This is a genomic window from Alteromonas confluentis (assembly GCF_001757105.1).
Lineage (GTDB): Bacteria > Pseudomonadota > Gammaproteobacteria > Enterobacterales > Alteromonadaceae > Alteromonas > Alteromonas confluentis.
Genome location: NZ_MDHN01000021.1, coordinates 250541 through 271835 on the forward strand (window position 1 = coordinate 250541; position 21295 = coordinate 271835).

The 21295-nt window shown below is 46.8% G+C and carries 22 protein-coding genes and 1 pseudogene; 9 read left to right on the forward strand and 14 right to left on the reverse strand.

From position 1 onward, the window contains the following. The first annotated feature begins 115 nt into the window (after window positions 1-115). Complete coding sequence (locus BFC18_RS09955) at window positions 116-835, forward strand: YceB family lipoprotein (RefSeq protein WP_070125395.1); 720 nt, start codon at window positions 116-118, stop codon at window positions 833-835. Window positions 836-889: 54 nt separating this feature from the next. Here the strand turns inward: BFC18_RS09955 and BFC18_RS09960 are convergent, their stop codons facing one another. The 3 genes from BFC18_RS09960 to BFC18_RS09970 are packed head-to-tail and all read right to left on the reverse strand — an operon-like array spanning window position 890 to window position 4223. After that, complete coding sequence (locus BFC18_RS09960) at window positions 890-2326, reverse strand: wax ester/triacylglycerol synthase domain-containing protein (RefSeq protein ID WP_070125396.1); 1437 nt, start codon at window positions 2324-2326, stop codon at window positions 890-892. Continuing rightward, complete coding sequence (locus BFC18_RS09965) at window positions 2326-3003, reverse strand: TetR/AcrR family transcriptional regulator (protein ID WP_070125397.1); 678 nt, start codon at window positions 3001-3003, stop codon at window positions 2326-2328. Before BFC18_RS09965 ends, BFC18_RS09960 begins: the two co-directional genes overlap by 1 nt. A 2-nt stretch (window positions 3004-3005) precedes the next feature. Then, complete coding sequence (locus BFC18_RS09970) at window positions 3006-4223, reverse strand: DUF445 domain-containing protein (RefSeq protein ID WP_070125398.1); 1218 nt, start codon at window positions 4221-4223, stop codon at window positions 3006-3008. Between the two features lie 281 nt (window positions 4224-4504). Here BFC18_RS09970 and BFC18_RS09975 point away from each other — a divergent pair, with 281 nt between their 5' ends. Together BFC18_RS09975 and BFC18_RS09980 are read left to right on the forward strand one after the other, a co-directional pair. Then, window positions 4505-5986, forward strand: a complete 1482-nt coding sequence (locus tag BFC18_RS09975) for a patatin-like phospholipase family protein (protein ID WP_070125399.1) — start codon at window positions 4505-4507, stop codon at window positions 5984-5986. A 25-nt stretch (window positions 5987-6011) separates the two neighbouring features. After that, on the forward strand, window positions 6012-7397 hold the full coding sequence (locus tag BFC18_RS09980; RefSeq protein ID WP_070125400.1) for a hypothetical protein: 1386 nt from the start codon (window positions 6012-6014) through the stop codon (window positions 7395-7397). 36 nt (window positions 7398-7433) lie between these two features. On the opposite strand, the gene BFC18_RS09985 is transcribed toward BFC18_RS09980, so the two are convergent. From BFC18_RS09985 to BFC18_RS10020, 9 genes and pseudogenes are all read right to left on the reverse strand, one after another. Continuing rightward, window positions 7434-8015 carry a hypothetical protein gene (locus BFC18_RS09985; protein ID WP_070125401.1) on the reverse strand — a complete coding sequence of 194 codons (582 nt, stop codon included), beginning with the start codon at window positions 8013-8015 and terminating at the stop codon, window positions 7434-7436. A 71-nt stretch (window positions 8016-8086) separates the two neighbouring features. Next, window positions 8087-8446, reverse strand: a complete 360-nt coding sequence (locus tag BFC18_RS09990) for a phasin-related domain-containing protein (RefSeq protein WP_070125402.1) — start codon at window positions 8444-8446, stop codon at window positions 8087-8089. 115 nt (window positions 8447-8561) lie between these two features. Continuing rightward, window positions 8562-9272 (reverse strand): fatty acid metabolism transcriptional regulator FadR, encoded by a 711-nt coding sequence (gene fadR / locus BFC18_RS09995; RefSeq protein WP_070125403.1) that lies wholly within the window; start codon window positions 9270-9272, stop codon window positions 8562-8564. Between the two features lie 297 nt (window positions 9273-9569). Then, a pseudogene (locus BFC18_RS22035) lies at window positions 9570-9656 on the reverse strand (Rho termination factor); the annotation flags it as partial. 57 nt (window positions 9657-9713) lie between these two features. Then, on the reverse strand, window positions 9714-9833 hold the full coding sequence (locus BFC18_RS22145) for a DUF7218 family protein (protein WP_425388371.1): 120 nt from the start codon (window positions 9831-9833) through the stop codon (window positions 9714-9716). A 158-nt stretch (window positions 9834-9991) separates the two neighbouring features. After that, window positions 9992-10522, reverse strand: a complete 531-nt coding sequence (gloA, locus tag BFC18_RS10005; protein WP_070125404.1) for a lactoylglutathione lyase — start codon at window positions 10520-10522, stop codon at window positions 9992-9994. Between the two features lie 71 nt (window positions 10523-10593). Next, on the reverse strand, window positions 10594-11151 hold the full coding sequence (locus tag BFC18_RS10010) for a DUF4136 domain-containing protein (RefSeq protein WP_070125405.1): 558 nt from the start codon (window positions 11149-11151) through the stop codon (window positions 10594-10596). 69 nt (window positions 11152-11220) lie between these two features. Continuing rightward, on the reverse strand, window positions 11221-12633 hold the full coding sequence (locus BFC18_RS10015; RefSeq protein ID WP_070125406.1) for an ATP-binding protein: 1413 nt from the start codon (window positions 12631-12633) through the stop codon (window positions 11221-11223). A gap of 1 nt (window position 12634) precedes the next feature. After that, window positions 12635-13336: a response regulator transcription factor gene (locus BFC18_RS10020; protein WP_070125407.1), complete on the reverse strand. Its 702-nt coding sequence runs from the start codon at window positions 13334-13336 to the stop codon at window positions 12635-12637. A gap of 151 nt (window positions 13337-13487) precedes the next feature. Between BFC18_RS10020 and BFC18_RS10025 the strand changes: the two genes are divergently transcribed. From BFC18_RS10025 to BFC18_RS10050, 6 genes are all read left to right on the forward strand, one after another. Next, the gene (locus BFC18_RS10025) at window positions 13488-13910 is read left to right on the forward strand and encodes a hypothetical protein (protein WP_070125408.1); all 423 of its coding nucleotides are present in this window, start codon (window positions 13488-13490) and stop codon (window positions 13908-13910) included. A gap of 159 nt (window positions 13911-14069) precedes the next feature. After that, window positions 14070-14519, forward strand: a complete 450-nt coding sequence (locus BFC18_RS10030) for a GNAT family N-acetyltransferase (protein WP_070125409.1) — start codon at window positions 14070-14072, stop codon at window positions 14517-14519. Between the two features lie 161 nt (window positions 14520-14680). Further along, window positions 14681-16870 (forward strand): ammonium transporter, encoded by a 2190-nt coding sequence (gene amt, locus BFC18_RS10035; RefSeq protein WP_070125410.1) that lies wholly within the window; start codon window positions 14681-14683, stop codon window positions 16868-16870. A gap of 535 nt (window positions 16871-17405) precedes the next feature. Continuing rightward, window positions 17406-18983, forward strand: a complete 1578-nt coding sequence (gene nhaB, locus BFC18_RS10040) for a sodium/proton antiporter NhaB (protein ID WP_070125411.1) — start codon at window positions 17406-17408, stop codon at window positions 18981-18983. Window positions 18984-18998: 15 nt separating this feature from the next. Continuing rightward, the gene (gene dsbB, locus BFC18_RS10045) at window positions 18999-19520 is read left to right on the forward strand and encodes a disulfide bond formation protein DsbB (protein ID WP_070125412.1); all 522 of its coding nucleotides are present in this window, start codon (window positions 18999-19001) and stop codon (window positions 19518-19520) included. Then, window positions 19517-20068 (forward strand): GNAT family N-acetyltransferase, encoded by a 552-nt coding sequence (locus BFC18_RS10050; protein WP_070125413.1) that lies wholly within the window; start codon window positions 19517-19519, stop codon window positions 20066-20068. The genes dsbB and BFC18_RS10050 overlap by 4 nt, the downstream gene beginning before the upstream one ends. 73 nt (window positions 20069-20141) lie before the next feature. Here BFC18_RS10050 and BFC18_RS10055 read toward each other — a convergent pair whose 3' ends face one another. Then, window positions 20142-20633 carry a YcgN family cysteine cluster protein gene (locus BFC18_RS10055; protein WP_070125414.1) on the reverse strand — a complete coding sequence of 164 codons (492 nt, stop codon included), beginning with the start codon at window positions 20631-20633 and terminating at the stop codon, window positions 20142-20144. Further along, the gene (locus BFC18_RS10060; protein WP_070125415.1) at window positions 20633-21295 is read right to left on the reverse strand and encodes a fumarylacetoacetate hydrolase family protein; all 663 of its coding nucleotides are present in this window, start codon (window positions 21293-21295) and stop codon (window positions 20633-20635) included. The genes BFC18_RS10055 and BFC18_RS10060 overlap by 1 nt, the downstream gene beginning before the upstream one ends.

The window sequence follows — 21295 nt, forward strand, 5'->3', positions numbered from 1 at the left end:
GCTCGTACCAGTTTAACAAATTTAACGTCGTTGTCTGTTTTATTTGTGTTACTGTTGAGCGGTTAATTCGAAACGCGTCATAAATACACGTCACAGCTAAAGGACAGTCGACACCATGAGCTGGCAGGAGCGAAGCAAAATATGGGTATGTGGTATGCTGATAAAAATCGGCCGACTCACCCATGATGATTGCAGCCGCGACGAACTCAACGCGTTAATTCAGCCCCATTTCCCCCGCCTGTTTCACATTGATGTGCCCGCCGGCGCCGGTTCAGTGCACGTTACTGAAGCCCGGGTACAATTTAACGCGCAACAACAGCGTTTAGCGTTGGAATGCTTTGCCGAATTGGAACTGAACGTTCTCGATGCAAAAATCTACCGCGCCCATGTCATATTGGTGGTAAGTGCAGTGCCGGTTTACGTTCCTGCTGAGGGCATTGTGCGATTAACCAATGTGGATGTTGATGTGATTCAATTGGTTAACGATAATTTTAGTTTTATCAAAGACACACAAGATCTCATTTCACAAATTTTGCCTGGCCTCACGTTAGGGAAAAGTCTTAGTAATCTGCTTACGCAACCCTTGATCAGCGTTGCCAGTGTGGCAACTACGGGGCGCAGCGATAAAATCGTGAATTACCTGCAACTTTTTCTCAGTGCCGATAAGCAGAAAATTCTCGACCACCATAAACCGGATATCACCCGTCGGTTACTTTCCCTGCTTGATGAAGATACCTTGTACTATAAACTTAGCGAAGGGTGGCGTGAGCTTACCTTTTTACGTTGGGGGAAACAGGTATCAGTAGAAAAAGACAGCCTACGATTTAGCTTTTAGCCGTTAACCGCTGATACTTTCTTTTCGCTGATTTTTTCTAATCGGTGACACTCTCTATTCACTGACGATAGAGGGCGGATAACGGTGAATTTGTTCACCAATATCATCAATACCCACAGTAGGATCATCTACAGACTGCTCAAGCTTATTCAGCGCTTCCTGGGCATATTTTGCCAGTGGGTTTAAATCTTTCACATGACGATTACAGCACACCAGACCAATATTTGCTTTGCCGCTGTATGTCATCACGGTAATGTTCACACCCCCGCCCGGCGTCATGGTCGATACCGGATAACAGGCTAGCAACTTGCTGTCTTTTAAGTACCTGTGTTCCACAGGGCCAGGCAGATTTGAAATAAGAATGTTGGCGATGGGTTTTACCCAGTCGGACAGACGTAACCACTCAAAAACCAGTGATACCGCTTGAATAGCGATTGTGTAACCGCTGAAGGCCCTCGGTGTGGCCGACTGAGCAGCATTTTTGACAATTCTGTGGTTCACAATAATCTGCCGTAAACGAAGATACGGATCTCGCTCGCCGTGAGCCAGTTCAATGGGCACAATGGCAATTTTGTTGCCGGTGGTTTTTTCTCCCGGCTTGCGAAGATTAATGGGAATGTTGGTGTAAAGTGGTCGGCTAAAGGTTTGCCCGTAATCATGCAGAAATCGATGAACGGCAATATCAAAAATACAGAGCAATATTTCATTGGCCGAAGACCGGGTTCGTTTGGCCAATCCGCGCACACGAATAAAATCAATATCCATGGTCGTTACCGCCCTACCCGGCTTTAACTGACCGGTTAGTGGGGTTTTCGTACCGGTAAATGGCACAGGCATATAGTGGGTGTTGATGCGCATGATTTTCATCAACAGCCGCACAACGATGCAGCAACATTCCCACGCCGCCTTTAAAAACTGTAGGCTGGCATAAGCGCGGTCGCGCCAACGCACCAGGCTTTTACGTTTATGCCGCAACCGTTTAAGCGCCCACACTGGCACGAAGTCATCGTGATTTGGCTTCGCCATATAGCCGGCCTGAAACCAACGTACCAAGGTGGCGCCATCGCCGTACATATGGTGAACCCGGGCGTAAATCACAAATTTTCGACTCTTGCCGTCATGCATGAATACGAACTGCCATAATGGCTTGTTTGGATCTAACCGCGAAGCATGCAGGGTTTCAATTAGCGCATCCAGCTTCTGTCTGTCGTGCACATCTTCAATATGATGGCACTGCACATGGTAGTCCATGTCCATCTGTTTAACCGGCTGTAATCCCAGCGGATACGATAGCCACGTTTTCACCCGGCAATTAAACGGCGGCGTAACTTTATCATGCGCTTTCACTTCCCGATAAAGTGCATCCACATAGGTCGTCGGGTCTGCGTCGTCTGGCATTGCAAGAATTTGCAGACAACCCACATGCTTGGGGCTGGCGTCAGATTCCGCCAACCAAAAGGATTTATCAAGAAATGACAGGGATCGGGACATCAGTCTGACTCGCTCGGTGGCGCGCTTTGCCAGTGAGGGCGTCGAAGATTGGCCAAACTATGGCTGTCGATGCCCTTTTGCAGAGACCACAACTCTTCTTCCGGTAAACGTAGACGAGGTAACAGACTGGTAAGCACCAACGATAAACAATGATAGCGCTGCGCATCTTCGTCGAGCGGGCGGCTCAGCTGATCATATTGGAATGATTGGGTAAGAATGAGTGACAGCAGTTCTGTAAGCAGAGGCAGTTCACTTTTACTGACCAGTAATTCATTTCGCACCGTCATTTGTTGCAGCAGTCTATGCAGCTGTGACTCCAATGCATCTATTACGTTGTTTCTTATTTTGTGACTATGCGGGTATTTCTCTGCCAAATCCCCCGGGCTGCGATAAAAAAAACGGAAAACATGCATTTTTTCGATAATCAGGTACAGGTAGTAAAAGGCCTCAGCACCTTCCACTTTGTCGAGCAAATCACGCCGTAATACCTGCAACATCTGGCTTTTGTGCAACGCGATTAACTTTTCTACCATCACTTCTTTGCCTTTGTAATGGTAGTATAAATTCCCCGGACTGATATCGAGCTCCAAGGCGATATCAACACTGGTTACACTGTTTTCACCGTGTTCATTGAACAAGCTCAATGCCGTATACAAAATGCGCTCAGCGGTTTTCATAATCAGAATGGCGCTCCGAAAATGAATGTTAGCTGAGCAATACCGGCAGCCAACCCTAACAATGCCCCGGTAACAATGAGCTTCCACTCATCCTGCTTATAAGCCGGCCGCAACACCCCTTCAAATTCTTCGGGAGACAGCGCCTGCATGCGCAAACATAAATCATCGCCCACCCGTAGTGCGCCATGGGCGTAATCGTAGGCATAGAACAAGTACTTATCGGAATTTTCAAAGATGCGCTTCACCGCGAGTGACTTCATGCGGAAATAGTTATCTGACCCCACGCCTAATGCGAAATACGGCTGGGCAACGGCGACATAGCGTTCAATAGCATCATTCACATGCAGCTCTATAAGCTCTAGCAACTGCGCCGAACCTGAACCATGCAAGATCACATGCGTGATATTTTGTGGCGTGATCAGTTTTCGCTCTATGATATCGGCATAAACCTTCGACACTTCCTGCTGCCGTTTCAGGAACATGCCCTGCAACGTAAAGGGGCCAATTTTGATAGGACGCTTGGGCTGAAAAATAATTTTGATGGCAATCCAGTTGGTGATATATCCCACCAGCAACCCGCCCAGAGGAAGCAGCCACCAGGCCTGAAAGTAGTGCCACAACAACATGGTAGGTAAGCCAAACAGAAAGCCGAAATAGAACCCAGAACGAACAATGAAGGGGAATTCTTTTTCACCAGCAGTAAGAAAGATTTCATTAATGAGTTCAGGAGATTTCACCAGTTGCTCTACCACCAGCTCCTTAATATCTAAGATTTCGTTGATATTGAGCTGAAAATCGGTGACCAGTTTTTTCACCACGTGAGGCATGTCGTTTTCGATGCGACGATAAACCAGATTTTTGCCTTGCACAGGAATGGCCGCCCATAAATCCGGTGCAGACTCTTCCATGACCTCGTTAACCACGGCGCGTAACACCTGTTTGAGCCTGCGCTCGATAGACAGCGCCAGCACGTCGCCCTCTAAGCGCCCCGCCAATTCCTCAACACTAAGCAGCTTACCGAGCACCAGCTCGACTTCAATTTCAGCCATTTCCCTGCGCTTGGCCGGGATCAGGCCCTGCCAACCAAAGCAAGGACGGTAACCCACGTACTCGATAGGATAAAACATCATCCTAACGGCAAGGTAGTTTGTTAACCAACCAACTATCGCACTGATCAGCGGGATAGACAGCAAGCTCAGCGTTTCAGCGTTCCATTCCATGCAAGCTATTGTGTTCTGGTTATTTTATCAACATAGGTTCAGGCTAAAGGCAGAACCGCGAATTAGCAAACATTTATCAGCATAACATGATCTGGATAGCGCAGCGGATAAATCCAGGGGACGAAATTAGGGTGTAATTTCAAATCAGGCTTCCTACACTCTTAATAATCCTGCTATCAGGCTTGTACTCGTTGCTTGCAAACCGTTACGAAAGTGGCATAGAGGAAGATCATGCGTGTGAGCACAGGCGGGCTTGGGTAGCATCGTTAAAGAGGTAAAGTATGGCCATTTTCACCCCCGGACTATCTGCAATTGAAAAAGAGATAGCGAATGCTGCGGATTACCCCACTTACCGTGAAGCTAGTCTCGCTCACGATGCGCTATCTGGCGCCGATGCGTGGAAAAACGAAGTCGTGAGTCAGCATTATGATTACCGCCTCATTCGTAAACGGGTAGAAAGAATGCAGGCAGCAAGAAAGCTGCAGGATGTATACGGCCTGATGTCCATTATTCATGAGGGGCTGCATGGTAATCTTGGGAATATCGCCAATCCCGCTCTGCTCGGCCACTGCCGAATAGGGACAAAGAATCTTATCCAGACTTTTATCGATGAAGTCGTCACCGCCCTTAACACCATTTATGAAGCCGACGAATCATTAGTAGATTTCTATGAGAAAAAACGCTTTTTTGAAGAGACAACGTACGCATTTGGTCAATCGTGTCTGATGCTGTCTGGCGGTGCCGGACTCGGTATTTTTCATGCTGGAGTCGTGAAATCACTGAACCAGCAAAACCTGCTGCCCGGCGTGATTTCCGGTGCCAGCGCAGGTGCAATTATCGCCGCCCTTATTGGCACACGAGAACAATCAGAATTAGAGGCGTGTTTAGCCCCGGAATTTATTCTGGAAAAATTCAGATACTGGCGGCACTGGTCGGGATTCGGTAAAAAATCACTGTTCGACAGTCGGGCGCTGGAAAACACGTTAATTGAATTGTTCGACATTATGACCTTTGACGAAGCTTTTGCGCTTTCCGGTAAGCACATAAACGTAAGCGTATCTCCAGCAGATTTACATCAGCAGTCAAGAGTGCTCAATGCAAAAACCTCGCCCAGAGCAGTTATTACACAAGCGGTTCGGGCATCAACCGCCGTGCCGGTGTTTTTCAGCCCTGTGCAATTAAAAGCGAAAAATCTTCTGGGCGATATTGTGCCCTACATTCCAAATCGCCGCTTTGTCGACGGTTCGATGATGGCCGATTTGCCCTATAAACAATTATCACGCCTTTACGGCGTTAACCACAGCATTGTCAGCCAAACAAATCCCCTTGCGATCCCTTTCGTGCCCGCCAACCGAAGCGAAGAAACCAGCATTACCGGCCTGACTTTCCGACATGTAAGGCAACTGGCGAAAAGTAACAGTGTGTTTGCGTTTGATGTTCTGGAGAAGTGGGTCAATCACCGCGGTACCAAACTCGCAATCCACAAGGTGCGGTCTATAATCGATCAACAGTATGTGGGAAATATCAACATTCTCCCGCAACGGCAGTTGCGAAGTCTGACGCAAATTATGGCGAACCCAACTTTGGAAAGCGTTACCAACCTTATTTCAGACGGTGAGCGAGCCACGTGGGAACACATTGATAATATTGAGAGAAATACAAAAATTAGTGAGACTTTAAGGCGTTTATTAGCTAAGCTGAAAGAACGTGAAGCCAGGGTATCGGGTCACGCAACATCATCAGCCAGAACGGAATCTACTTAGATGGAACGTCATTCAGAAGGTTGTTGTGAATAGCAAACTTGAACAAGCTGATAGTCCGTTAGTCGTTAGAATTAAAAATCTGACAGAGCTTGTCGATGCTAACGGGAAAACCAAACCTACCTTAGTCTCCCTTGCTCAACATTACTTCGAGACAGCGCCGGCACTCACTGCTGAGATCAATACCCTTGCGCTGGAAATAAACGAAGTAAAAACCCATCGTGCTAATCAAAAGCTGCTTGATGAACTGACTGAAAAGTACAATCAAAAAGTCGCGTTACACGATAAAGCGCTGCTTGAACGCAACCAGCATTTGCAGCGGGTAGTTCGCATCATTTTAGACCTCTGTGAGGGTGAAACTTACTTCGAAACGCAGAATTCCACGGCACGTGTACTCGGAACCTTATTCCTTCTTACAAGGGAAAATAATCCTGGTTATGCCCGCCAACATCAGCGCCTAAGACCCCTTTACAAAGCGATTCTTGCACTGCGTTTGGTTGATAAAATACTGGCCGACGATGCCCTAAAGCACCCTTACCTGCTAAAGCATAGAGGGTTACTAGGACGATTTGATGACCACGAGAAGATGTATGAGTGGACGCAGTACATTGCGGTTCCTGTTATTACGGCTGCGCTTCTGCAAGATATTGGCCTCAACCATAAAGCCGCGCAGGATATCCTGGTTGGCAAACAAGGTAAGCTTGATCCCTTCAGGGAAATCAGCGATGCCGAAAGAAAACAACTGCTGCAATTAAATTATCAATACACGGTGACCTACCTGAAGGATGCCCTCACCCCAGAAGAGGCTTTTGGCAGCAAGGAAGGTCACGCTTTCGCCCTCGAAATCATTCAAAACACCTTTATTGGTAAAATCGGCATTGGCGACATCATCAAAATACCGCAAGTGTATGCCTCCTTTGTGCTATCAACAAAAGCGGCTTACAGCCGAGCCTCTATTCCGAAAAGCTATATTCTCATCGAGCAATTATCTAAGCAGCAAAATGTGAGTCGACGCCTTACTGAATATTTCATATCCATGGTGGGACATTTCCCCATTGGATTTGGGGTGTGTTTTATTCCTGTGGGTGACGATGGTAAAGAGAAAGATCATTATGAATATGCCATCGTAACAAGACTGAATCCGGAAAAACCGGATGAACCTATCTGTAAGGTCGTTTCCAGACAGCAGCAGTTTTGTTCACCCACAACAGAGGTGCGCATTCCTGCCGAACGCAACCTCTATTACGACAAAAGCAAACAAAAGCTGATGACCATGGACCGGGAGAGAATGGCGGAGATCATGAGCTTGCTTCGCAAGAACTTCACCATGGACGATGTGGATAATCATATTCCGGCATATTGGGAAGCCCATGAGTTCTATGCTGATAAGAAGAACCAAATCATTTGGCGTTAGATATGTTGAAAACGCCGACATCTAGCCGGCGTTAACTTAACTTCTTGTTGGTGGTTTTGCCGTCGACACTGAGCGTGTTTTCACTTTCGGCGTCGTCGCTACCGTCTTCTTGCGGGTAGAAGGTCGACGAGTGGGTTTCTCTGGCGTAGCGAGTTTATCGTCGTCAGGTTTTACAACCGTCTCTGTGGATGCTGATGATACAGCTTCTGCCTCAGCTTGTTTTAGCTTTTCGGCGGCCAACTTTTCTGCTTTGACTTTAGCTTCTTTCGCAGCAAGCAGAGCCACTTGCTCGACCAACAAATCCACTTTGGCAGATAGTGCATCAAGCTGCTCAGCCCTCTTTGCACCCTTGTTATTAAACGTAGGCACCAACGACCAAAGCGGATTCGCTTTAACCATTTGTTCAACGTTGTCCAAAACGGTTGCGGGTGAAAGCGCTTGCTTTATTTTTGCATCCAGCACCGCGCCTCTAGCTTGAAGCTCATCGATGGTGCGCTGCTGATTTTCAATGTGCGCATTAACCTGTTTGGTCACACCGGCTAGTTGCTCTGCCACAAGCTCACTACCCGCTTCTAACCAACCCGTTAATGGACCATTGGGTTTATTTCTCGCTGTCATGATAATGCCCTTTGTCAGTAAATTACGCCTCGAGTGCGCTGATAACGGCGTGTTACCAGCGCCAAATCGACTTACTTACTGGCAGCCAGCTTTGCTACCGCCTCGGTGAGGGCGTCGATCTTCGCAGACAATTCTTCGATGCGCTGATCGGTGTTGTCAACATCGAGGCCAAGCTTTTTACGCACATCGCTAACACGGTTTTCTACATCGTCGGATGTTTCTTTGAACTTGGTACGGGCATCGTCTTCTAACGATTCACCTTTTTTCACTAAGTCATCGAATACTTTCGACGCTTCCGTGCTTAGCTTCTCGTAACGGCCCTGCGCTTCTTCCACGCTTTTACCATAGGCGCCTAAGCCAGCAAGCCAAACTTTACGGGCAAAATCTTCAGCGTCATTCAGTTTACTTTTGATGGTATCTGATTTGGACATCACTCTGTCTCCTTTAATAAGCTATTTAACTACTCGTTAAACTAAGACATAAAGTTAGAAATCACATACTAAACTGCAAAAATAAAAAAAGAGGCATTCGCCTCTTTCTTTTAAATCAATCAACCAAATCTTTTGGCATGTCTTCGCGGATCTGCGACCACACCTTGCCAGATGCGATACCGTACTGACGGATAAGATTCGGTACACTCTCATGTTCACCGGATTTTGCCGTTTCTAGTAACTTGCTGTAAAAGTCTTTCGCCACATCACGGGCAGTTTGGTGTGAGAAGAAGTATCCACCAATACGGGAATACAATCCTCTGAAACCATTCATCATCAGCACGAAGACTTTATTCCCCGATGCCAACGCTAGATCGTGGTTGAGCTGGTAATCGAAGTGCGCAAAGGCTTTACCGTCTTCTTCCACTTCCAGATAACGAGCAATGATTTCTGCCGAGTCTTCAGGGTTGTTCCGAATAGCCATGCGGATGAACACCGCACTTAAGTTAGTGCGTGCTGCTAACAGGTTATCAACCAACTCGGGAATACCGTCTTGATCCAGGCGAGCCAGCGTTTCAAGAATATTCAGGCCGCAAGTTTCCCAGAAATTATTTACCTTAGTCGGCTTGCCGTGCTGAATAGTCAGCCAGCCATCTCTGGCTAAACGTTGTAGTACTTCGCGCAATGTGGTGCGAGTGACGCCAATCAGTTCGGACAGTTCTCGTTCTGCCGGAAGAATCGTTCCCGGTGGAAAGCGGCCGCTCCAAATTGACTCAACAATGTACTCCTCAGCAAAACCTGCCGGGCTCTGGGCTTTGTATATCATCGGTGTCTCGTCTGAATATCTCTTATTATCGAACTGATTGTACCAGAGGAATTTTCCTTAAGACAATTATATAGATAGTGATATGCGGTGATTGCTATCTAAATTAGCAATAAGTGCGAGGCAAGAACACTTGCCAAAGGCACTAATTGACAAAGAAATCATAAACTTGACGCGTTGGCTATCAGAAAAGAAAGTACTTTAGCATATCGAAAAAAACTTAAGTTGCGCACCAACACCCACTCTAAAAGATCAAAAAACAACCAACCCAGAAGAGCCGTAAGCCCTCTATTCTAGTATTTAATGATTCCTCAACGCATCAATAAGCTCATCTTTCGACATGCTCGAACGCCCATCAATATCAATTTCCTGCGCACGCTCATAAAGTTCATCTTTGGTCCACTCTTCGTATTTCTTGGCTTTACCGCCCTTCTCAGACGGGTGCTAATTAGGGTTCGCCTGCGCATTTGAAATCCGCGCGGCTTTTTCCTTGCTGTAGCCTTTGTCTCTTAGTGCTTCGTAACGATCATCGTTTTTAATCTGATTTCCATGGTCAGTGGACATTACCGTCTCCTCAAACTTGAACTAAAAAACCTTGAATTCAAATTTGTTACGCAAGATAAGCAGCTAAAGATTAGATAAATTAGAGGGGATTTATGACCTGCTCAAAGTACTTGAGCAGGCAAAATGCAGGAAGAACGAATTGAAAATTTGAGGGTATCTTACTTTCCGCTAGCAACCCGGTTGGCGTCGAAAATTTCAATCCAATAACCATCGGGATCTTTAATGAAAGCAATATTGTTCATTTTGCCGTCGGCTAAACGCTTCTGAAATGCCACACCGAGTTCTTCGAAACGAGCACATGCGCCTTCGAGATCGGGGACATGAAAACCGATATGGCCGAAGCCCCGAGGTTCAGTGTTTCCATTGTGGTACGTTTTATTCTCTGCGGTATCGCCCCAGTTGTGGGTGAGCTCTAACATGGCAGGACGTCCAAAGGTTTGCGCCGTGCGCTCAGCTTCATCGCTGCTGATATCAGAAAAGTCTTCTCCGTGCGTCAAAAAATACAAACTGAACGCCATGTCTGGAAAATCCAACTTTTTCAATAACGTCATGCCCATCACCCGAGTGTAAAAGTCCAGTGACCGTTCGGGATCAGCAATACGCAGCATGGTTTGGTTAAATACGAAGCCGTTCGTTGCCGGATCTTTGTGTTCACATAAACCGTCTGCTTTTTCGAAATGGCGAGTCATTCATTTACCTTTGTAATAACGAGTTGAATTAATCGAATTGGGGGCAAAATATGCCAACGCAACCTTTTTACTTACTGCGCTTTATTTGTTGCCGGATAAGGCTCGAGAAGCTCACGGACTAAATCTGACAGTGCACGCTGTACACTAATATTGTCGCTGGCATCCAGTTCTGCACTACCGGCCGCACTATAAATAAAGCTGCCATTTTTTATGACATCAATCTGCAAGTTTTGATATTCAGAGACCTGCTCACCCACAGGCACACTGAAGATACTCCCTAGCGAAATACCGGTGGTACGGCCAAATACGCCGGTGCCCAATCCCAAGCTTACCGATTTACCATCTTGCTTTCGCGCTGTTGTCGGCAAAAATGCGACTTCTATGTCGGCATCAGCCTGAGCAACTGGGCTTAAACCTTTACCCCGCATGATGGAAGTAATGGCGGATTCGAGTTGATTTTCAAGAGTGACGTTAACGGAATTCAACGGAGGCTTCACATAGAAGGTTTTAATAGCAGCAAAGTTTTGTTGCTCATCCATATTAATTTGGGGCTTATTAGAGGCACAGCCTGATAACAACATGAGAGACATAACGGCGAACAGAAAAAATCGCACCGGCGCTGAAGACATAATCGCTTCCACCACTTAAAAGTATTGATGATATGAGTTAAACGAAGTGAGACAGGAAAAAGGATCGCTTTAGTTCACTGCTGTTTGAAAACGCATTTCCACTCGCAACCCACCCTTGTCGGCTCGGCGGAACAAGAGTTTACCGCTGTTCAGTCTCACTGCCTCTGCAGTAATGGCCAAACCGAGTCCAAGACCACCAGTCTCGCTGCTTCTCGCACTATCTGTTCGATAGAATGCGTCGGTAAGTCGCGCTAAATCAGATTCTTCCACTCCGGGGCCGTCATCATCGATCACAATGATGACTTCGTTATTCTCAAGAGCACAACGTAATGATACCGATGATGCTGCATATTTGAACGCATTGCGCACCACATTCTCAATCGCGGTGATAAACGGCTCTTCATACACGGTAAGAGTGGCATCACATAACGTATGCTGCCACTGCATGTCCAGCCCTTCGGCTTCAAATGCCGCGTCTTCACAGAGCGCATCGAGCAACGAGGAAACACTCAAGGTTACCATGCCCTGCTGAATCGCCCTCGCCTCCATGGTGGTTAGGTCGGATAGCCGTTGAATATGTAAATTAAGTAGTTCATTTTCCCGCTCAGCACGCTCTAGCAAAGAGAATAATGCCGGATCTTCACATTTGCGGCGTACCAACGCTAAGGTCATTTGCAGTCGGGTTAACGGCGTTCTAAGCTCATGTGAAATATCGGCACTCTGACGTTTTTGATTTTGAATAAGAGCAGCAATTTTCGCTGTCATTTCATTAAACTGGGCAAAAAGCCGGGTGAAAGGCGCAGAAGATGCGTACTCACTGTCTTTACTGCTGGCAATATCGAACTCAATACGATGAGACAAGCCGCCATTTCCCACGGTTGAGAAGGCTGTGCCTAGCCGGTTTAACGGGCGAGCGATTGAGCGCACCAATAGCCAACTCATTACAGAAGTCACAAGTACAAAGATTGACGCCATTAACCACCAAGGCATTGCCTGAAAAATGTCTTCTGGGCGTGGCCGCTCAGGACGCCATAAGATGAGCTTCCAATCGGGGCGAGAACTCAGTGTCGCGGGCCCAATCATGCGTGTCCATTCCATGTTGATGTCGCGTGGATGTTCACCGCGGGCAAATAACCAGAAACGTCGGCTATCAAAACGGCTCTTTAACGAATCTCTTACTGGCGCACTGCTGGCAACGATCTCAAGCTCTTCATTAATGATAAACCATTGGAATGGCATTCTTTCATCCAGATCTCGATAACGTGAGCGGATTGCCCGGCGGTTATCCCCTGTTTCTGCAACCACAGCATTCATTTTTTTAGCAAAATTTTCCAGCAGGTGGTTTTCACGGGAAGTGAGATGAGAGTTATCTGAAAGCTCCTGCATGATGTAGGCAGGGATGGCAATAGAAAGTAAGCAAACCAGAATAGTCAGCCAAAACCAACTCAACACCTTGAGATTAAAATTACGAATGGAGCGCATATCAGACGAAAATTCCGTAACCACGGCCGCGTTGGCTCTTTATATCCACCGAGGAGTTCACTGCATTGAGCTTTTTGCGCAGGTTACTGATGTGCGTATCGATACTGCGATCAAACGCTTGCAGCCTGCGGCCAAGACAAGTTTCTGATAACACATCTTTGCTGATAAGTTCGCCGGCCTTGCTTCCTAAATACTTAAGTAAGGCGTATTCGCTGCCTGTTAGCTCCATCTCGCTACCATGACAACTGACTGACATTTTTTGTGTATCAATTTCAATGTCACCGACTTGAAGTAACATTTTTTTGTTTTCGCGCGCAGCATCTGAGGATGATGATGGCTTATCGCCGGTCCGTCGAATAATGGCCCGAATTCTTGCCAACAGTTCACGGTCGTTGAACGGTTTTGCCAGATAATCATCTGCCCCCAACTCCAGGCCAAGTACTTTATCTAAGTCATCCCCTCTTGCCGTGAGCATAAGAACCGGCAACTCACTTTGCTGGCGAATGCCTTTGAGCACATCCAGTCCATTCATTTTCGGCAGCATTACATCTAACAGCACCAAGTCGATGTCGGTTTGGGTAAGCGCGGCCTGCAAACCAGCTTCACCATCGGCACAATGGACAACATCGTAACCAGACATACTGAGAAACTCAGTAAGTAATTCAGCAAGACCTTTATCATCTTCAATTAATAGAATGCTCATTGGCGCCCTGTTTTTACTCTAACATGGGTAATAATGCCTGACTTTTCATATGTTCACACCAGATTTGCACTTCTTAACGTTTCGTGACATTCAGCGCGCTAGTATGAAGCTGTCCTCAATAAGAGGCTGAACAAATTTCCAGGAGAACATTATGAAACGTTCACTTAAAAAGATTGGTCTGGTCAGCATCGCAGCAGTGTTCATGGGCGCAAGCATCAATGGGCTGGCGCTGGCTGCAAATAGTGACGACGACAAAGCGGATCGTATGGAACAAACCGTGCCGCCGATGATGCACAAAATGATGAAAGACATTGAGCTAACCGACGCGCAAAAGCAAAAACTTGAGACACTTAAAGAGAAGCAAAAGGCGCTACGCGACGAATTCTGGACGGTATTCACTGACGAACAGAAAACGGCCATGTTACAAAAAATGATGTCTCGTGAACAAAGAGATATGCGCGGCGGTCCACGTGGTGAAGGTCGTCATGACAAAGGCCCACGCGATAAGGGCGAGCGTAAGCGTTGGCGTGATGCGGCGCCAGAAGACACGCCAAAAACAGATGCAGAGCAGTAAGCTCAGCCCTCATTAAAAGTGAGATGAAACTAGCGGGTCACCTTGGGTGGCCCGTTTTCGTTTGTAAACAGCATTTTAAGTTTCTTCATGCCAGTACTGGAAATCTTCAACTGAAACACCATATCCCTGTTTGATTACAATTACACCAAGGGAGCTGAAATGGAAATCAGTTTACGGGAAGTAACGCTGGACAATTGGGTCGATGTGATTGAACTGGAAATCTCCAAAGAGCAGGAAGCCTATGTGGCGCTCAATGCAGAGTCGATTGCCGAATCAAGTTTCTACGATCATTATGTAAATCGCGCCATTTATCGGGGCGAAGAAGTTGTTGGATTCCTGCAATATTATCAGGAGTTGGAAGAAGGCTTGCCGGATGAGTTTTATATCGCTCAGTTTATGGTAGACCTAAAACTTCAGGGTCAAGGCATTGGTAAAAAAGCCACAGAACTGGCTATTAAGGAAATCAGTGCTATTCCGGAATGTAAAATTATCTCAATCCTCTACATGCCGGGCCATCATGTAATGAGAAATTTCTACGCCGATTTCGGCTTTGTGGTCACCCGGGAAGATGAGGAAGATGGCGTTGAGATGCAACTGAGAGTCAGATAAACACAGTGTTTGTGCTTCTAGTTCCAACTAAATTCAACCGTCAACGCTAACAGAGTAATTCGATTTACGTTGTAATTCGGGAAAATAACAAACCCTCGCACTGTATTTTTTTTGTTCTACACTAAAAAGAATTCTCCTTCTATAACCGGACAATTCTGAAAATGGATTTGGCACCTATCGATATCCTTTGGGTTCTTATTTCTGCTGGACTAGTGATGTTTATGCAAGCAGGTTTCACCATGTTGGAATCAGGCTTTGTACGAGCAAAAAACAGTTACAACGTCGCAATAAAAAATGTCAGTGATTTCATCGTAGCGGTCATTGCCTTCTGGAGCGTGGGTTATGCTCTCATGTTCGGCAGCGACGGGGGGAAATTTGTGGCGTTTTCCGGTTTTATGGGCAGCGAAGTCACCACCCCTTCCACGATTGCGTTTTTTATTTTCCAGGCTACTTTCGCCGGAACGGCCGCCACCATCGTTGCCGGCGCGGTAGCAGAGCGAGCGAAATTCAATGCCTATCTTATTGTTACCATTGTGATAAGTGCCATTATTTACCCAGTGTCTGGTCACTGGGCTTGGGGCAGTATTGCCGGTGCTGAGCATGTTGGCTGGTTGGAAGCCCGTGGCTTTGTTGATTTCGCTGGTTCTACTGTTGTGCATTCAGTAGGCGCATGGGTAGCCCTGGCAGGTGTTATTGTACTTGGAGCACGAAAAGGCCGGTTCAACGAGAAAAAAGAACCGCAACCTATTGCCGGACACAATTTGCTTCTTTCCACCTTAGGTGTCTTTATTTTGTTTTTTGGCTGGTTCGGTTTCAATGGCGGCAGTCAATTAGCAGCCGACGATGCTGTTCCTGGTATTATTCTCAATACAATGCTCTCTGCTGCCGGCGGTGGCCTTGCTTGTATTGTGATGGCGGCGGCCTTGGGTAAGGGTAAAATTGCCGTCGAGAAAACACTAAATGGGGTATTAGGAGGCCTGGTTAGCATAACCGCTGGCTGCGCGCTTATCTCACCAAATTATGCACTAATTGTGGGTGCGCTAGGTGGCATCATCGTATATTTCGCTGAAGACTGGCTCATCTATCAATTTAAGCTCGATGATCCTGTCGGAGCCATTGCAGTTCATGGATTTGGTGGCGTATGGGGCACACTGGCACTCGCATTCTTCGCCGATCCCTCAGTTTTGCCTGCAGGCAGCACCCTCTCTCAAGCTGCAACGCAAGTCACCGGTATTGTCGCTTATTTTGTCTGGGCTTTCGGACTCGGATACCTGGTATTTTTCATTCTTAACAAACTTCATGATTTGCGTGTTTCAGGTGGTGATGAAGATTTAGGTCTGAATGTGGTAGAACATGGCGCCCGCACCGTGTGGCTAGACACAATGCAAACCATGGACAAAATTGTAAAAGAAAAGGATTTATCACTTCGTGCCCCAGTAGAATACGGCACTGAAGCCGGAGAAACCGCGCTGGCATTTAATCAGTTACTCGGCGATTTTGAACAAAGTATTCGCATGATGTCTGCCACGGCCAGTGACATTCTCAGTCATGTTGAAAAGGTAAAACCTGAAGTCGATCATGCGGAAACGACCAGTTCGGAACAAAAACACAGTACGACTTCTGTGAGTGCTATGACCAGCAGTATCCTGGAAAAAGCCAATCAAATTCATGAACTTGTCAATCAGGGGGTAGCAAACACCCGTAACAGTCATCAGCAAGCCTCTTCAAATATTACGCGAATTCAATCATTTATCGATGAGTTTCATACCCTACACAACGAACTAATGGCATCTAGCAAGAGTGCACAAGCCTTGTCAGAACATATTGTATCAATCGGTAGCGTGGTTGAATTGATCCAATCAATTGCTGAGCAAACGAATCTGTTGGCGTTGAATGCAGCCATAGAATCCGCCCGTGCGGGCGAAAATGGCCGGGGGTTTGCGGTCGTTTCCGATGAAGTGCGAGAGTTGGCAATGAAAACCCACGACGCGACTGAAAAAATTCAAATGGAAATTGAACAACTTCAACGAGAAAGTTTGAATAATGCACAACAATTGTCCAGTTGCGCAGCCATTGCCACCCGCTCATCAGATGATGCTAGCACCATGATTCACTCTTTTCGCCAGCTGGCGGAAGACATTGATGCGATAACCTTACTCAACCAAAAAATTGTTGAATCGACGCATTCGCAATTGGCATCAGTTGAAAATGCTGAGCAATTATTACGCTCTATTTCAAACGGTAGTGATGAGAACCACCATCATTGCCTGGCGATTAAACAGGAAGCAGAGGCGCTATCAAGGGCTGCGGTAACTTTTGGTAAGGTATCTGGCCAATATCGCTTTGCCTAACATCGACATGACTAACACCTCATACAAATGTTCACAAAATTAGCGCGGACAACATAATCCGCAACATTAAGTTAAGTGTCGATATTAGCTGCACGCTTGTAACGCACCCCGTTACAAAAAGTGAGAGCTGGCGGGGTCTGCGCCCGTTTTACGGCTACATTTTCGCCAGTAAATGAATTGTTATTAAAGTTATCCGAATTTCTTTTTAATTTTACATATCTAGCAGTCTGCCTGTTCGTTAACCAATTGGCTTTTATTAATTTTTTTGTAACTTATTGATGTTTAAATAATCTTACGATTACTAGGTGCATTTTGGTCAACCCACCACTTTCTCTGCTGCACCGCAGCATGCCGACATCGATATCTGGCCCGACTTTCTCAGGGTCAAAATTTGATGTAGAGTCAGATGTCAGATAAGGCATTGGTCACAAAAAACCACTAAAAACCATAACTTGTCTTTTAAAACGGCTACACTGAATAATTATCAATATAGGGCCAGGCACACCGCCAACTTGTTGTTAAAGGAAAATTAACTATGCAAACATCGCTACCAATGGCGCTTTATAAGAACTTTCTGGGACATGCGCCGGACTGGTACAAAAAAACGATTGTAGCGTTTCTGATCATCAATCCCTTCCTTTTCATGGTGGATCCATACGCCGCTGGTTGGGTGCTGGTAATCCAGTTTATCTTCACATTGGCGATGGCGCTGAAATGCTATCCTTTGCAGCCGGGTGGTCTGTTGCTCATTGAAGCCATGTTTATAGGCATGACTTCGCCGGAACACATGATGCACGAAATCGAGGTTAATCTTGAGGTTCTGTTGCTGCTAGTGTTCATGGTTGCCGGTATTCACTTCATGAAAGACCTGCTGCTGTTCCTGTTTACCAAACTGGTTATCAGGGTAAAAAACAAGCTGGTCTTATCGCTTTCTTTCATTATTGCTTCTGCTTTCTTATCGGCGTTCTTAGACGCGCTCACCGTGGTAGCGGTAATCATTGCAGTAGGTTTAGGCTTTTACACGATTTACCACAAAGTGGCATCGGGCAAAGAGTTCCACCACGACCACGATCACACCGACGACGGCAACGTTCAACTCGGTAGCGATGACCTTGAGAATTTCCGCGCATTTTTGCGTAACCTGATGATGCACTCGGCAGTAGGTACTGCACTCGGTGGTGTAATGACCATGGTAGGTGAACCGCAAAACCTGATCATTGCCGACAAAGCCAGTTGGGGCTTTGGCGAGTTCTTTGTTCGTATGTCTCCAATCACTGTTCCTGTGTTTATTTGTGGATTGCTCACAACCGTGTTTCTGGAGAAGGCAAAATTGTTCTCCTACGGCGCGAAGTTACCTGAAGCTGTACGTGACATTCTGGTGTCTTACGACAAACACATGGACCAAGGCCGCACGAATCGCGACAAAGCGCGCCTGGCGGTACAAGCATTAATTGGTGTGTGGCTGGTTGTTGGGCTTGCCGGTCACTTCGCGTCTGTGGGTCTCATCGGCCTGTCGGTTATTGTTCTGGCTACCTCTGCCAGCGGCATCATTGAAGAACATGCTTTGGGTAAAGCCTTCGAAGAAGCGTTGCCGTTCACTGCATTACTTTGCGTTTTCTTTGGTGTGGTTGCCGTTATTATCGACCAGGGCCTGTTCCAACCAGTTATCCATTGGGTACTGTCATTCGAAGGCGAAATGCAGCTTGTTATGTTCTACCTGGCCAATGGTGCACTGTCTATGGTGAGTGATAACGTATTCGTAGGTTCTGTTTACATAACAGAAGTCATGGCTGCGCTTCAGGAAGGCCAAATCACCCGTGACGAGTTTGATTTGCTAGCGGTTGCTATTAACACCGGTACAAACCTGCCATCGGTTGCGACGCCTAATGGTCAGGCGGCATTTCTGTTCTTGCTCACCTCTGCCATTGCCCCACTCCTTCGCCTGTCATATGGCAAAATGGTGATGATGGCGCTGCCTTATACCATTGTACTCACCTTAGTAGGACTAGCAGCCACCTATTTTGGATTGGCAGACTCGACCCAGTGGCTTTATGATATGCACCTTATTGAGCATCATACTGCGTCACCGATGATGGGTGGCGAATCGCACTAAGGTCATTATCGGACAATGAAAGTCATTCAATGGATTAGCAGCCAGGCGGAGCACAAACCCGCCTGGCTGTTGTTGTTTCTCTCTGCCCTCGGGCTCTTTTCTACCGCATTATATTTCCAGCACGTAAACGGCTTACAACCCTGTATTATGTGTATCTATCAGCGCACCGCTGTGATTAGTATTATGCTGTCGGCGTTACTGGTATTAATCGTGAACAACGGCGTAACCCGCATGCTCGCATTTGCTGGCTGGATCGTAGCCTCAGTATGGGGTTTTATGATTGCCCAGGAGCAATACGAAATCATCCATAGTTTTTCCCTTTTTTCCCGCTGCGGTATTGTGCCTAACTTCCCGGAATTTATGCCTCTGCACGAATGGCTACCGCCTATTTTTGAAGCGAAAGGCGATTGTCTTGATGATGGCTGGCGCATGTTCGGTTTGGGTATGCCTGAATGGATGATGGTGATCTTCGGGGTTTACACCACCGTATTCGTAATCGTGTTTGGCAGCCGTATTCTGGACAAGAAACCCTTTTGATCGACTTATCAACCCTCCCTTCCCGGCTTCCTGCTATTGCTACCACTGCCAGCCCAATTAGTATTGAGCGGATCAGTGAAAAGCATGCTGAGATGCTTTGTGAAGCCGCACAGTTATCTATTAATCACGTACGTCCGTGGATGGGTACTGCGCTGTGCCCGGTTACCCTACCGCAGGCCCGTCAATGCATCGCGACGTTAAAAGCGCAACGCGATAGCGGCTATGGCATTACCTACCTGCTTGTGATGGACGGAAAGTGTCTTGGCATGGGCTTTATTAACTATATCCACCCGCTGCATGGCAATGCTAACCTTGGCTTCTGGATCCGCCCTGAGGCGTGCGGACAAGGCGTTGCGGTACAATTAAGTCAGGCACTGAAAAAGCTGGCATTTACTCAGATGAACCTGCACAGACTGGAACTTCTGATCGAACCTAACAACAAGGCAAGCCTTCGGGTGGCAGAAAAGTTGGGGGCAGAAAAAGAGGGTTTTTTACGCAAACGGGTGAGTGGAAGAAATGCACTGCTTTATGCAGTCACAACGGAATAGCATGATTGAATAAAGCGAGCAGTTAAATAAACTGCTCGCTATTGCTCTGCCTCGAAAGAAGCCAGCGCTGTAATTAATCGATATCTTTTAATGGCCAGCTGGCGATGTAATCTTCGAAGGCATCCAAATCGACATCGGTTTCAAACACCGTTTTACCTCTTACCGACATCCCCTGCTGATGCATCTTTGCTTTCTTGCCTTTATGCAGCAACGGATGCCAGGACGGCAAACCACGTCCTTCATGCAGGCGACGATAAGCACAGCTTGGCGGCATAAAGAAGATGTCTTTCAGGTTTGCTTTCGTTAGCTTTACACAATCAGGCACCAACTGAGTTCGCTCGGCATAGCGGGTACAGGCACAGGTTTTGGTGTTCAACAGTGAGCACGCGATATTGGTGTAATGAATTTCCTCGCCTTCACTGATAACGTCTGTTGGGGCAGCTTCTTCGGCCTCATCGTCCTCAATGAACTTGTGCAAACAACACTTTGCGCAGCCGTCACATAACGATTCCCACTCGCTGTTACTCATTTCTTCCAGCGATTTGGTTTCCCAGAAACGTTCCATTACGCTTCCACCCGGCTTGTAACCGTTAAGCCACCCTCAAGAATAGCTTCAATCTTGTCACCGGCCACTAAAGGACCCACGCCTTTTGGCGTGCCAGTAAGAATCACATCGCCCGGTGTCAGCGTAAATACACGCGACATTTCGGCAATGAGCGCTAATAAAGGTCGAATCATTTTAGCGGTATGCCCCTGCTGCTTCATCTCACCATTAATATGAAGGGTAAAATGAATATCTGCAGGATCAGAAAACGTAGACGCCGGAACAAAGCCTGATAAAGGACAGCTACCATCGAACGCTTTCGCACGTTCCCACGGGTAACCCTGCGACTTGAGTTTACTTTGTACGTCTCTCAAGGTGAGATCCAACGCTAAACCGTAACCTTCAATTGCAGCCAACACGTCCTCTTCAGACGCATTCTTCAGCGGTTTATTCAACAAAACCGCGAGTTCCAGTTCGTTGTGACATTCGCCTAAATCGTCAGGAATTGTTACCGGCTGCGACATATCGCACAGTGCGGGAGCCGGCTTCATGAAAAACAACGCTTCATCGGGAACAGCATTGTTTAATTCTGCAATGTGATCGAGATAATTACGGCCTATACATACCGCACGTGTAACTGGCAAATCAATGACTTGTCCATCTGAAGTTTTATGCTGGTACAT